General features: G+C 61.5%; 15 protein-coding genes. 12 read left to right on the top strand and 3 right to left on the bottom strand.

What is annotated here, in order from left to right; translation table 11 throughout:
• Window positions 1-2 precede the first annotated feature (2 nt).
• The 7 genes from BQ4436_RS02080 (at window position 3) to BQ4436_RS02055 (ending at window position 5,410) form a co-directional block, all read left to right on the top strand.
• Window positions 3-1,517, top strand: a complete 1,515-nt coding sequence (locus BQ4436_RS02080) for a glycosyltransferase family 87 protein (RefSeq protein WP_070975354.1) — start codon at window positions 3-5, stop codon at window positions 1,515-1,517.
• The gene (locus BQ4436_RS11475) at window positions 1,445-1,633 is read left to right on the top strand and encodes a hypothetical protein (protein WP_083329391.1); all 189 of its coding nucleotides are present in this window, start codon (window positions 1,445-1,447) and stop codon (window positions 1,631-1,633) included. The genes BQ4436_RS02080 and BQ4436_RS11475 overlap by 73 nt, the downstream gene beginning before the upstream one ends.
• 136 nt (window positions 1,634-1,769) lie before the next feature.
• Entirely contained in the window at window positions 1,770-2,066 is a 297-nt protein-coding gene (rpsF, locus tag BQ4436_RS02075) for a 30S ribosomal protein S6 (protein WP_070361725.1), read from the top strand.
• Between the two features lie 41 nt (window positions 2,067-2,107).
• Entirely contained in the window at window positions 2,108-2,677 is a 570-nt protein-coding gene (locus tag BQ4436_RS02070; RefSeq protein ID WP_070361726.1) for a single-stranded DNA-binding protein, read from the top strand.
• Between the two features lie 47 nt (window positions 2,678-2,724).
• A complete protein-coding gene (gene rplI, locus BQ4436_RS02065; RefSeq protein WP_070975353.1) occupies window positions 2,725-3,177 on the top strand; it encodes a 50S ribosomal protein L9 in 453 nt (150 codons plus the stop codon).
• 436 nt (window positions 3,178-3,613) lie between these two features.
• Window positions 3,614-5,086, top strand: a complete 1,473-nt coding sequence (gene dnaB / locus BQ4436_RS02060) for a replicative DNA helicase (protein ID WP_070975352.1) — start codon at window positions 3,614-3,616, stop codon at window positions 5,084-5,086.
• A gap of 129 nt (window positions 5,087-5,215) precedes the next feature.
• Window positions 5,216-5,410, top strand: coding sequence for a hypothetical protein (locus BQ4436_RS02055; protein WP_070361729.1), 195 nt, complete (start codon window positions 5,216-5,218; stop codon window positions 5,408-5,410).
• Here the strand turns inward: BQ4436_RS02055 and BQ4436_RS02050 are convergent.
• Window positions 5,400-7,589 (bottom strand): heavy metal translocating P-type ATPase, encoded by a 2,190-nt coding sequence (locus tag BQ4436_RS02050; RefSeq protein ID WP_070975351.1) that lies wholly within the window; start codon window positions 7,587-7,589, stop codon window positions 5,400-5,402. The two genes, BQ4436_RS02055 and BQ4436_RS02050, sit on opposite strands and share 11 nt — an antisense overlap.
• Window positions 7,589-7,789, bottom strand: coding sequence for a heavy-metal-associated domain-containing protein (locus BQ4436_RS02045; protein ID WP_070361731.1), 201 nt, complete (start codon window positions 7,787-7,789; stop codon window positions 7,589-7,591). The genes BQ4436_RS02050 and BQ4436_RS02045 overlap by 1 nt, the downstream gene beginning before the upstream one ends.
• 93 nt (window positions 7,790-7,882) lie before the next feature.
• Between BQ4436_RS02045 and trxA the strand changes: the two genes are divergently transcribed.
• Together trxA and BQ4436_RS02035 are read left to right on the top strand one after the other, a co-directional pair.
• Window positions 7,883-8,257, top strand: a complete 375-nt coding sequence (trxA, locus tag BQ4436_RS02040) for a thioredoxin (protein ID WP_070975350.1) — start codon at window positions 7,883-7,885, stop codon at window positions 8,255-8,257.
• The gene (locus tag BQ4436_RS02035) at window positions 8,257-8,994 is read left to right on the top strand and encodes a PspA/IM30 family protein (protein ID WP_070975349.1); all 738 of its coding nucleotides are present in this window, start codon (window positions 8,257-8,259) and stop codon (window positions 8,992-8,994) included. Before trxA ends, BQ4436_RS02035 begins: the two co-directional genes overlap by 1 nt.
• Before the next feature lie 182 nt (window positions 8,995-9,176).
• Here BQ4436_RS02035 and BQ4436_RS02030 read toward each other — a convergent pair whose 3' ends face one another.
• Window positions 9,177-10,430 (bottom strand): NYN domain-containing protein, encoded by a 1,254-nt coding sequence (locus tag BQ4436_RS02030; RefSeq protein ID WP_070975348.1) that lies wholly within the window; start codon window positions 10,428-10,430, stop codon window positions 9,177-9,179.
• 178 nt (window positions 10,431-10,608) lie between these two features.
• Between BQ4436_RS02030 and BQ4436_RS02025 the strand changes: the two genes are divergently transcribed.
• From BQ4436_RS02025 to BQ4436_RS02015, 3 genes are read left to right on the top strand one after another with little or no spacing between them, the layout of a single operon-like run.
• A complete protein-coding gene (locus BQ4436_RS02025) occupies window positions 10,609-10,986 on the top strand; it encodes a GntR family transcriptional regulator (RefSeq protein ID WP_070361735.1) in 378 nt (125 codons plus the stop codon).
• Window positions 10,983-11,732 (top strand): ATP-binding cassette domain-containing protein, encoded by a 750-nt coding sequence (locus BQ4436_RS02020; protein ID WP_070975347.1) that lies wholly within the window; start codon window positions 10,983-10,985, stop codon window positions 11,730-11,732. The genes BQ4436_RS02025 and BQ4436_RS02020 overlap by 4 nt, the downstream gene beginning before the upstream one ends.
• Window positions 11,733-12,749: a hypothetical protein gene (locus tag BQ4436_RS02015; protein ID WP_070975346.1), complete on the top strand. Its 1,017-nt coding sequence runs from the start codon at window positions 11,733-11,735 to the stop codon at window positions 12,747-12,749.
• Window positions 12,750-13,128 lie beyond the last annotated feature (379 nt).

Below are 13,128 nucleotides of genomic sequence, written 5' to 3'. Positions count from 1 at the left end.
CGATGACAGCAACCACGTGGCCTGACCCGAAGGATCGCGTCCAGCCAGCCCTCACCGAACCCGCCGCGCACGGGTGGGTGGAGTTCCTCGGCGGACCGATGGGGCGCTTCGCCCAAATTGGACGCTCCAAGTTCTGGACGCCGCTGCGCACCATTTTCGCGCTCGCCTACGTCTTCATCGGCCTCGGCGCGCTCTCAAAGTCGAACTGCGCGATGGGCAAGCTTGACGACGCCGGCGTGATGCAGGTCAACTGGGACGGCAACCGCCAGTACACCTCCTTTTGCTATAACGACATTCTGCCGCTGTACGGCGGCCGCGGCCTGGACCAGCCGGGCTTCGTCTACGACTTCTCCTGGGTTGAGGGTGACCTGACTCGCTACATGGAGTACCCGGTGCTCGCCGGCCTGTTCCAGCAGTTCTGCGCGTTCATCTCCCGCAACACCTACTTCGCAGTCTCGCGCATCCTGCCGGAGTCCGGTTGGTACTTCTACATCACTGTGCTTATCCTGGCCGCCATCTGGGTGGTTACGGCGCGCATGGTGGCGGAGCTTGCCGGCAACCGAATCTGGGACACGCTGCTCGTTGTCGGTTCCCCGTTGCTGATCATGCACCTGTTCACTAACTGGGACATCCCCTCAATCTTTTTCGTGGTGGCGGCGATGCTCGCCGTGCGCAATAAGAAGTACTGGCTGGCAGGCGTGCTGATTGGCGCCGGTACCGCGTTCAAGCTGTGGCCGCTGTTCATCCTCGGGGCCTACCTGGTGCTGGCGATCAGGAAGCGCACCTTCGTGCCCTTCCTGAAGATGGTGGCCGCCACCGCACTGACCTGGGTGGCGGTGAACCTGCCGGTGTACCTGCACAACCCGGAGGCATGGAACGAGTTCAACCGCTTGAACACTGACCGCGGCTGGGAGTGGACCACCATCTACGCAGTGATCAACCGCGTCTTCGGGTGGAGCGGATTCGACAGTGGCGAAGGAGCCCCCGTCATCCTGAACACGGTTACGCTGGTGCTCTTCCTCGCGGGCTGCGCAGCCGTCCTCGTGCTTGGCCTGAAGGCGCCGCGCACGCCGCGCGTCGCCGAGCTGTTCGTGCTCATCGTCGGCTTCTTCCTCCTCTTCAACAAGGTGTGGAGCCCCCAGTACTCCATCTGGTTCATCGTTCCCGCTGTCCTTGCCCTGCCGTACTGGCGCCTGCTGCTGACCTGGATGACCGTGGACATGATGGTGTGGCCAGTGCTGATGTGGCACATGATGGGCGAGGACCAAAAGGGTGCTCCTGGCGCGCTGCTGGACACCGTCATCATCTCCCGCGACGCACTCATCATCGCCATTATGGTGCTGGTTATCCAGCAGATGTTTGGCAAGCGCGAGGACAAAGTTGCTGCCGCACACAACGGCCACGACCCGCTTCTGACTACCCCTGAAGATTGGAAGGAGCCAGCATGGGATCCGCAACCGTTACCGGAATCGCCTCAATCGCAGTCGGATTCGGTTTCATCGCCGCAGCGTTCGTAGCGACGAACCGTCAAGAAATCCCTCGCGCCGTTGGCTACGGTCTTGCCGCTTTTGTCTTCATTACCGTCATTCCGGTGATCCTCGCGGTCTTCGTTGCAGCGCCGAACCCGCAGTAGGGCGGATGGGGCGTCGAGAAGTATTTTGCCCAGCGTAACGGGTGGGGTACGCTGGTGGGGTTGCTTGACGCAACGACCCTCCTGCCACCGCACGATGCGGCGGCCGAAAACATTCAAATCTAGACCATAGGAGGTGATGAGGTCCGTGCGTCACTACGAAGTAATGATCATCCTCGATCCACAGCAGGATGAACGCACCGTTGCCCCGTCCCTGGACAAGTTCCTCGAGATCGTCCGTAAGGAAAACGGCAAGGTAGAAAACGTTGATGTGTGGGGCAAGCAGCGTCTTGCGTACCCAATCAACAAGAAGGAAGAGGGCATCTACGCTGTCATCAATCTTGAATGCGCAGCAGATACCGTCCAAGAGCTCGATCGTGTGCTGAGCCTGAGCGAATCAGTGCTGCGCACCAAGGTTCTGCGAACCGACAAGTAAAGAACGGCTTTCGGAACCACGGAAACGAAGGAGTCAAAACAATGGCACAAGGCGATACACCGATCACCGTCGTCGGCAACCTGGTTGCGGACCCGGAACTGCGGTTTATTCCAAGTGGTGCAGCGGTAGCGAACTTCCGCATCGCTTCCACGCCACGCCAGTTCAACCGCGACACGAATCAGTGGGAAGACGGCGAGGCCCTGTTTTTGACCTGTAACTGCTGGCGTCAGATGGCGGAGAACGTGGCGGAGTCCCTCACCAAGGGCATGCGCGTTATCGTCAACGGTCGCCTGAAGCAGCGCTCCTACCAGACCCGCGAGGGTGAAAACCGCACCGTGTTTGAGGTCGAAGTTGATGAGGTAGGCCCGTCCCTGAAGTACGCCACCGCGAACGTGCAGCGCACGCCACGCGAAGGCAACTCGGGTTACGGTCGCCCACAGCAGCAACAGCAACAGCAGCAGCCTCAGAACATGGGTGGGTTTGGTCAGGCGCCGCAGCAGCCTGCACAGCAACAGCAGCAGGCACAGCAGTCGCAGCCGCAAAACGATCCGTGGAATTCCGCTCCACCTGCCGGTGGATTCGGCGGGATGGACGACGAGCCCCCGTTCTAAGCATTTCCCACACATAAGCATTTTCAACTCAAGGAAGGTTAGGATTCATGAAACTGATCCTCACCGCTGCCGTTGATAACCTTGGCGAGGCAGGCGAGATCGTCGAGGTCAAGGGCGGCTATGGCCGTAACTTCCTGCTCCCACGTGGCCTGGCTATCCCAGCCACCCGCGGTGCAGAGAAGCAGATCCGTGATATTCAGCGTGTACAGAAGGAGCGCGAGGTCCGCGACTTGGACCACGCAAAGGAGCTGCGTGATCAGCTCGACCAGCTCACCGGCGTGAAGGTGCCAGTGCGTACCTCCGAGAAGGGCAAGCTGTTCGGCTCCGTCAAGCCTGGCGACATCGCAGCAGCTGTCAAGACAGCCGGCGGTCCGTCCCTGGACAAGCGCCGCATCAATGTACCGAAGGGCCTTGTTACCAAGACCGGTGGATACCAGGTCAAGGTGAACCTCCACGACAGCGTGGAAGGCAAAGTGAACTTCGAGGTCGTTAGCAAATAACGACGATTACCGATAGGTAGTCCAACGACAACAGCTTGAGAACGGGTCCCGCTTGTGAGGAGCGGGGCCCGTTTTCGTTTGCCTGCCTGCGCTTGTGGATAACTCTCCACAGCGAGGCGGTGTGCCCCTCATGCGACGGTGTATTTAGCGCACCGCAAGCGCCTAGTCAAACCGGCTGGTAGCGGGTTATCCACCGGGGGTGCCAATGGGTATCGTCTTGAATAAAAGTGGTGTGACCTGCGAAGGGGTTGCTGTAGAGCGCGCCTTCGATGGCTTTTCCACACACTCTCCACACGTTGTGCACACCCCCTGTGGATAGACCCCAGGCACAATGGAAAAGTATTCACAGCCCCTGTGGATAACTCAACTGGCGGTACGTGAATGTCTGGGGTATCCGGTACGCTGTTGTGCAATACGAAAGGGTAAAGGGTGCTGCATGGCTGAGAACTCGAGTGCCGCGAGCTTCGACGATTTTGACGACGACTACGTTCCACCACCGGAGCCTCCGGAGTCCTCGGCGCCACCGGAGCCACGCCAGTGGGACGGCGGATCGTCGAACTTTAACCGGGGCCGCAAGGACCTGAAGGAGTACCGCCAGCCCCCGCACGACGAGCGCGCGGAGCGTTCTGTGCTTGGCGCCATGCTGCTCAACCAGGACGTCATCACTGATGTTTCGGACGCGTTGCGCCCGGAGGACTTCTACTTCCCGGCGAACCAGCTGGTGTACAGGACGATCACGGACCTGTACTCGCACGGATCCGACATTGACGCGGTGGTCGTCGCAGGCCAGCTGGACCGCAACAACGAGCTTGAGCGTGTCGGCGGCGCCCCCTACCTGCATACGCTCATCTCCGAGGTGCCGACGGCCGCCAACGCCCGCTACTACGCGGAGATCGTCGAGGAGAAGTCGATCCTCCGCCAGCTGGTCAATGCCGGTACGCACGTTGTGCAGCTCGGCTATGAGGGCGAAGACGGCATGGAGATCGACGCGGTCGTGGACCGCGCTCAGCAGGAGCTCTTCCAGATCTCCCGCAAGAACGCTGGCGAGGACTACAAGGTGCTCGGCGACCTGCTGCAGGACACCGTCGACGAGCTCGCGGCCATCGCGCAGGGCGGTGGCCTGGAGCAGGGCGTGCCGACCGGCTTCATCGACCTGGATAAACTCACCAACGGTCTGCACGCAGGGCAGATGATCATCATCGCGGCGCGCCCGGGCGTCGGTAAGTCGACGCTGGCGCTGGACTTCATGCGCTCCTGCTCAATCCAGCAGGGCAAGACCTCAGTGGTTTTCTCGCTGGAAATGAGCGCGTCCGAAATCATCATGCGCATGCTCTCCGCCGAAACGGAGATCAAGCTGTCCTCGATGCGCTCGGGCCAGATGGGGGAACAGGACTGGGAGAAGCTCACCCGTCGTCTCGAGGAGATCCAGGACGCCCCACTATTTATCGACGACTCCCCCAACCTCACCATGATGGAGATCCGCTCGAAGGCGCGCCGGTTGAAGCAGCAGCAGGGCCTCGACCTGATCGTGCTGGACTACCTGCAGCTGATGAGCTCCGGCAAGCGTGTGGAGTCGCGCCAGCAGGAGGTTTCCGAGTTCTCCCGTAACTTGAAGCTGTTGGCGAAGGAACTCGAGGTCCCTGTGATCGCGATTTCGCAGCTCAACCGTGGACCCGAGGCACGTACGGACAAGAAGCCTCAGCTCGCCGACCTCCGCGAGTCGGGCTCCCTGGAGCAGGACGCCGACATGGTGTTCCTGCTGTACCGTCCAGATTCCCAGGATCGTGACGATGAGCGCGCCGGCGAAGCCGACATCATCGTGGCGAAGCACCGCGGCGGGCCAATCGACACGATTCCGGTTGCGCACCAGCTGCACTACTCGCGCTTCGTGAACATGGCGCACGGCTAATCCTGCACCCGTCCGGGGGTGGACAGCCAAGGCTGCCCTTGCTTAGGGTTGGCTCGCCATGCATGACACGCTGCGCGTTTCTGGCTAGCATTGTGGCCTAACACAGTTACGAACGAAGGAAAAGTCACAATGTCTGTCCGAATGATGCACGACGCACCGTCCGCGTGCGCCCACACGGTGGCCCAATTAGAGGAACGTATTACCGTCGCGAAGAACCAGGATTCGACGATGCTGCTGAACCTCCCCCGCAGCATCGACGAGCTGGCCGCCACCTCCCAGCCAAGCGGTGTCCTGCACCGCCTCCGCGGCCTGTTTAGCGCGTAGCGCGGAAGCGGCGCAGCCGCAGCGAGTTCGTCACCACGAACACGGATGAGCAGGCCATCGCTATGCCTGCAAGCAGGGGGTTGAGCAGCCCGATGGCTGCCACGGGGATGAGCACCACGTTGTACGCAAAGGCCCAGAACAGGTTGCCTTTGATGGTGCGCAGCGTCGCGCGCGACAGGCGGATGCCGTCGGCGGCGCTGACCAGCGAGTTATTCATCAGGGTGATGTCGGAGGCCTCGATGGCCACGTCGGTACCGGCGCCCATCGCCATGCCGAGGTCGGCCTGGGCGAGCGCTGCGGCGTCGTTCACGCCGTCACCGATCATCGCCACGCGTTTGCCCGCGTCCTGCAGGCTGCGTACCAGGTCGACTTTGTCGGCGGGAAGCACGCCGGCGGTGACGTTGGCGGCGTCGATACCCACTTCCTTCGCCACGGCGAGCGCTGTCGCGCGGTTGTCGCCCGTGAGCAGGTGCGGCTCGAGCCCCAGCTCCTTCAGCTTCTCGACGCCCACCCGGGAGTCTTCCTTCACGGCGTCGCGCACCGCGATCACTCCCGTGAGCGCGCCGTCGACCTCGACAGCGACTACGGTCGCGCCCGTCGCCTCCATGGACTCGAAGGCGTCCTGGTATTCGCCGAGGTCAACCGTTGGGCGTCCAACCCGGACGTGCTTGCCGTCAACGGTCGCGCTGGCGCCAATGCCGGGCTCGTTCCGGAAGTCGGTTGCGGTTGCTGTGGGCGCGTCCTGAACGTAAGCGGTGATGGCACGGGCGATGGGGTGCTCCGAGTGCGCCTCCACCGCGGCGGCGAGTGCGAGGGCGTCGCTGCTGCCATTCGCGTCAACCACAGTCATTTCGCCGGTAGTGACGGTCCCGGTCTTGTCCATCACGATAGTGTCCACCTGGCGGGTGGACTCCAGAATCTCCGGGCCGCGGATCAACAACCCGAGCTCGGCGCCGCGCCCGGTGCCTACCAGGATGGCGGTCGGGGTCGCCAGGCCGAGCGCGCACGGGCACGCGATGATCAGCACCGCCACCGCCGCCGTAAACGCCGCGGCCACGCTATATCCGAGCAGCAGGTGCACCACCAGGGATACCGCCGAGATAGCGATCACGGTCGGGACGAAGATCTGCGCGATCCTGTCTACCAGCCGCTCTACCGGCGCTTTGCCTGCCTGCGCGTCCTTGACCAGTTGACCCATCTGCGCGAGCGTCGTGTCCGAACCAACGCGTGTCGCCCGTACAAGGAGGCGCCCGTGTGTGTTCAGGGTCGCGCCCGTGACGTCGTCGCCTTCCTTGACGTCGACGGGGACAGACTCGCCGGTGAGCATCGAGGCGTCGATCGCCGAGCGTCCCTCGACCACCGTGCCGTCCGTCGCGACCTTCTCGCCCGGGCGCACCACGAACGTGTCGCCGACCTTCACGTCGGCGATCGGCACGCGCGTCTCCACGCCGTCGCGCAGCACCGTCGCGTCCTTCGCCCCCATGTGCAGCAGGTTGCGCAACGCCTCGGAGCTACGCCCCTTCGCGCGGTGCTCGAACCAGCGCCCAAGCAGCAAAAACGTGATGACGACGCACACCGTCTCCAGATAGACCTCGTCCATCGCCGCCGAGTTCGGCATGAGGCTCATGTGCATTTTCATGCCCGGCTCGCCCGCGTTGCCGAAGAACAGCGCATAGATCGACCACCCGTAGGCGGCCGTGGTGCCCATGGAAATCAGCGTGTCCATGGTCATGCTGCCGTGACGCAAGTTCAACAGCGCATTGCGGTGGAACAGCGACCCTGCCGAGAAATACACCAGGGTCGTGGCAGCAAACGCCGCCCACTGCCAGTACGTGAACTGCAACGCCGGAATCATCGACACCAGCATCACCGGCAGTGACACCACCGCGGACCACACGATGGTCCACAGGAGGGTGTCGCGCTCGGGTTCGGAGGGGGCGTCGGCAAGCGGCTCGTCGGCGTCGGAGAACGTGAAGGCGTCGTAGCCCGCGTTCCGAATCGTTTTGATCAACGCATCAGGGTCCGCGAGCGCCGGATCGTACTCGACGGAGGCGGTCTCCGTCGAAAAGTTCACCGACGCCTCGACCCCCTCCATCTTGTTCAGCTTTCGCTGCACCCGCGACGAGCACGACGTACACGTCATGCCCGAAACGCCGAGTTCTATCTGTGCATTCGACATTAGAGCAGCTTGAACCCCGCTTCCTCAACCGCCTTATCGACGTCCTCCCTGCTCACCTCTGCACCCTCAACCACAACCTCGCCGGTTGTGTGATCAGCCTTCACCGAGGTCACGCCCGGGATTTCCCCAACCTCTTCCTGGATGCTGAGCTCGCAATGCCCGCAGCTCATGCCCTCAACCTGGAATGTTTGCGTTGCCATAATATTTCCTTCCTTCCTGCGGGAATCGCCCCGCACTTGTTAGTGTTGCATTGATAGCTGCCAATCTAACAAAAAACGAAAAGGAGCTACCTAATGGCCACAACCGACCTCACTGAGGAAACATTCCAGGAAACCGTTCTCGGAGAGGGCATTGTCATCGTCGACTGCTGGGCGTCCTGGTGCGGCCCCTGCCGCCAGTTCGCGCCTGTTTACGAAAAGGTCTCCGAGAAGCACCCGGATGTGACCTTCGCGAAGCTCAACACCGAGGAATACCAGCAAGTAGCGGTCGCCCTGGATATCCAGGCAATCCCGACGCTCATGGTGTTCCGCGACGGAATCATGGTCTACCGCGAAGCCGGTGCCCTGCCGGAATCCGCATTCAACGACCTCGTCGAACAGGTCAAAGCACTCGACATGGACGAGGTCCGCCGCCAGGTCGAGGCCCAAAACGCGCAGGAGGGACAGTAATGGCAAACCCATTCGTAAAGGGCTGGAAGTACCTGATGCAGTCCTTCGACACCAAGATCGACGAAAACGCCGACCCGAAGGTGCAAATCCAGCAGGCCGTCGCCGCCGCTAAGAAGCAGCACCAAGAAATCACTGAGCACGCAGCCGCCATCATTGGCAACCGCAACCAGCTCAGCATGAAACTGGACCGCCTGCTCAAATCCCAACAGGACCTTGAGGCGAAGACCAAGACCGCCCTCCAAACGAACGACGACGCCGCCGCCGAGGTCATCGCCACCCAGCTGGTGTCCGTCGAGCAGGAACTCGAGCAAACCAAGCAGGCCTACGCCGCCGCCGAGCAAGCCGCACAGGAAGCCCAAGCGAAGCAGAAGGAATCCGAGGCGCGCCTGCAGGAGCAGCTCGCCCAGGTCTCCCAGCTGGAGTCCCAGCTTGACCAGGCGAAAATGCAAGAGCAGACCACCGCAACCATGGACTCCATGAACCAGTTCGGTGGCAACGACAACGTCCCGACCCTCGACGGCGTCCGGGACAAGATCGAACGCCGCTACTCCCAGGCGCTCGGCGAGCAGGAGCTGGCCAAGTCCTCCATGACCGACCGCATGGCCGAAATCGAGTCCGCTGGCAGCGATGTCGCCGCCAGCGCCCGCCTGGATCAGATCCGCGCTGAGCTTTCCGGCGGCAAGTCCTCCTCATCCTCATCCGAGGCTCCGAAGGAAATCGAGGACAACAAGGACTAGGAAAACCTCAGCGCCGCAAACTGTAGTAACAGGATTGTAGTAATCCCCGAAAATACGTTCGAAATGGGGATTACTACAATCCTGTTGCTCACATTTAGAAAAACCGCAGCGCACAACGCAAAAAGAACGCCCCTGCCCGACCTGAATGTGTCGGACAGGGGCCTTGCTGTCTCGAAAGTGTGTTAGCTTTCGCGGCGAATATTGATGAGTACGCCCCGGATGCCGGAGTGGAAGCCGTCGCGAAGGTTGACGCGCTGGGTTTCCGTCAGGGTGTATTCGTGCAGGGTTTCGCAGGCGAACTGGAGCAGTGGCCTATCGATCTCCGGTGGTAGCCCCCCGCCGGAAAGCATGTGGGCCTTGTCGCGCTGCTCGCTGGAGGCGGCGTTCTCGAACCACCAGGCTGCGTACTGTTGTCCCACGTCGTAGGGGGTTTGGAAGCCGGAGGACGTCCAGACTTCTTCCGGAAGCGGCACGTAGCGCGAGCGGAGTTTGCGGCGCGGTGCCATCATCGACGGCTTCGGTGCCGGTTTGGGGGCCGGTACGTCGTCGGTATCCTCGTCGGAGATGGTTTCCGGCTTCGGGTCCTCGGCAGGTGTTGCAGGCTCTGCCGACTTGACCGGTGTCGGTGGTTCCGTGAGGACCGGGCCAGGCTTTGGGCCGGGCTTCGGCATATCGGCAGGCGATGGGGTCGGCGGGGCCGCCGGGGTAACTGGGGTTTCCGTGGCCGGTGGATCGACCGGCTCGTCTGAAGCGGGATCCTCAGCAGCAGGCTCCTCCGGCGCAGCGAGTGGGTCGGGTCCCAGGCCGGGTACTTCGGTGGGGCCTTGGTTGTCTTCGACGGGTTCGGCGTCGGCGATCGGGCGTTCCCGGATGCTTGGTGGGAGGGGCCCTTCGAGGACGCGGAGTTGCATGGAGTCTGCGAAGTCTTCGCGTGGGTCGAGGATGGTGGTGGTGTCGCAGGCGTGGCGGAGGGCGGAGGACATGGAGTCCCAGCCGAATCCGTAGAGGTGGACGCGTACGCCGTTGTTGGTGGCTTCTTCGACGCCTGGGATCATGTCGGCGTCGCCGGAGACAAGGACGAAGTCGCTGAACTGGCCACGCGTAGCGTTGATCACCAGGTCTGCGACGAGTCGGGTGTCGACGCCTTTCTGTGTGCGTCGTTCACCCCATTCGATGAGTTGCCCGGTGCGGAGTTGGACCCCGTCGCAGGAGCGCAGGGCGCGCTGGTAGCGGTGGGGTCCGGAGTCGGGGATGCCGTCGTACCACATTTGACGGTGGATGGGTTGGTGGAGTTGGTGGCTGATCATGACTCCGAGGTTGGCGACTACCTCGGGTAAGTCGATTTCTAATTGTGCTCGCGCGCCGATTTCCCATGAGTTGTAAAAGCTCGCCAGTAGGTAAGAAGTGTCGACGAACACCAGTGTGCGTTCAAGCATGGCTCCTAAATTCCGATTCTTTATTGTCGTTAAATTCTTTTCATCACAAGGCTACATATGTTTGTGTGCCTACTCATGCTAGTAGTTCAAGAAATTTCGTAGGGGTCCTTGCGAGCTACCTGACCGCAGTTCTATAGTTAGTTAGTGCAGTAACTAACCAACGAGCTCGAAGGGAGAAATGGTGGTTGGGGATTCAGAGCCACTCTTCGTGCAGATCGCGAAGTTGGTGGAGGACCTCATCGTCGACGGGACACTGAAGTCGGGCGAGCGGGCACCGTCGACAAACGAGCTCGCAGCCTTCCACAACATCAACCCCGCGACAGCGCGCAAGGGCCTCGGTTTACTTGTCGACGCCCAGGTCCTCGAGAAGCGCCGCGGCCTCGGGATGTTCGTCACCCCGGACGCGCGCGAACGGATCCTGGAAACCCGCCGGGAAGCGTTCCCGGGTACGTTCGTCGCCCCTCTTATCGACGAAGCCGTCCGCGTCGGCCTGAGCCGCGACGACTTGATCGACCTTGTACATCGAGTAGCAGAAAGTAGAGGAATGTATCAATGAACGCCATGATTATCCGCGCCGATGGGCTAGAGAAGCACTTTGGTAAGAAGCACGTCCTCAACGGGGTGGCCTTCGACCTGCCGTCTGGTGGTATTCACGGGCTGCTGGGGCGAAATGGCGTCGGTAAGTCGACGTTGTTGCAGATCGTCGCGGGCCAACTGAAATCCTCCGGTGGCGCCGTCGAGGTGTTCAGCCTGGCACCGTTCGATAATGCTGCGGTGATGGACCGCGTCGCGCTCACCGGCGTCGACGTCGGCTACCCGGCGAGCTGGAGCGGCAAGGACATCCTGAAAGGCGCGCAGCTGCGGTACCCGAACTGGGACGATGGGCTCGCGCGCCGCCTCATCGACGACTTCGACCTCGGCGAGGCGCTCGGCGCCGCGTACAACAAGATGTCGCGGGGCCAGCGCGCGATGGTGGGCAACATTATCGGCATCGCGTCCGGCGCCGAGCTCACGCTTCTCGACGAGCCCTACGTCGGCCTCGATGTCCACAACACCAACGTGTTCTATCGCCACCTCCTCGACGTGGCCGAGGACGGACGCACGTTCGTGATGGCCACGCACCATATCGAAGAGGCGTCGAAAATTCTGAGCAGCGCCCTGGTGCTGGGCCGCGACGGCAAGGCCAGCGCGCACGTGACCGCCGATGATGCCGACGCCCACGCCGAGCGCCTCGACCTGAGCAACCCCCTGCGACCTGTCGATTTCGGCGACGTCATCGAGCACCTCCTGGAGGTGAGCTAAATGCAGACCTTTGTCCGCCCCGGCTTCTTCCGCGCCCAAATGTTCGCAGGCTCCAAATGGCGCTTCTGGATGACACTCTTCGGCCTGCTCATGGGCGCAGCGACCATCTTTGCCGACTGGTTGGGCAGCGTCCCGCTGGTCATTACAGCCGCGACATTCTCCTCGCTCCTCCTCTACGCGACCTTCATCCCCGAATCGGACGTTTTTCGCTCCTATGGGATGAACCGCAAGCGCGCCCTCGCGTACAAGCGCCGCGCCGCCCTCGTGGTCTGGGCCGTACTTTGCATCCCGACGCTGATCGTGAGCCCATCGCTGTACGGCCTGCTCGCCATCGCACTGGTCACCGGCTGGCTTGCCCTATACGTAGCTAACGACTCCACCACCGGCGAAGAACTCAACTCTTCCGACAACGGTTCGGCCATCATGGGGCTGCGTCTGGACCAGCCCCTCATCTTCCAACTCTTCTGGAAACAGCCGCTCCTCTTGGCCGTGGCCTTTGGCCTTGGCTCGGTCGCCGTGCAGTTTGCGGTGCGCTCGTTCGCCGACAAAACATGGATACCGTTCGTCGCAACCATCCCTGACCTTTTCCTTTTCGGTTGCTTCGCGGCTATCTATTCTTGGGGCACAAGCTCGCCGACGACGGCCCGAGCGTACGGCATTCCCCGTCGCACGTGGGCTCTGCATGAACTGGGTGCAGCGGCGGTGGCCGCGGGGATCTACGTTGCGCTGCGTACCCTTCCTACACTTCTCGACGCCCACACCCTGCCCACCGTGCCCCTCTGGGCAACGTTCATCTTGATCCTCACTGGACTTGCGATCCCGTTGGCCTGGGGACGCAACCAACTGGTGACGTTCATGGCCGTCATGATTCTCTGGCAATTCCTCCGCGATCCCGTGCCCTGGAAAGGAGCGCTCAGTGTGGCCGGATGTGCGTTACTGCTGGCGCTTGTGACGCTCGCCCTGTACGTCAGTGGGCGCGTCAATGGCGCCCAAAAGAACCCTGATATGAAGTTGTAAAAATGTTGTCTGGGCTGGCGATTTGTGTTGTTGTTGGTGTGTGTGTAACTTTATGTGAGTCAGCGAGACCGACAACGCCCCGCCAGACAGGCTCTGAAGAGAGTGGTTTGGTGAGATGGCGGTTAGGAAAACTACCGCTGGCCGACATAATGAAATAGGTTCTGTGATGCGGCGCGTATTTGCGTTGTTGAGAATGTTTTGTTAGTGTCAATCTTCGTCGCTTTGAACGCGCCACTGTGTTTTGTGGTGTGTTTGGGTGTGCGGTTGTTGTTTGAGAACTCGATAGTGTGCCAATGTACTTTTTATATTTTTGATTGCATTGACTTTTGGTTGCGTGCTGTGTGCCATGTTTTGGTGTGTGCCGGCGGTGATGCTTGAA

The organism is Corynebacterium sp. MC3, assembly GCF_900099485.1.
Taxonomy (GTDB): Bacteria; Actinomycetota; Actinomycetes; order Mycobacteriales; family Mycobacteriaceae; genus Corynebacterium; species Corynebacterium pseudogenitalium.
Note: the sequence above shows the minus strand (reverse complement) of the source record. Positions and strands in the feature narration are given on the sequence as shown.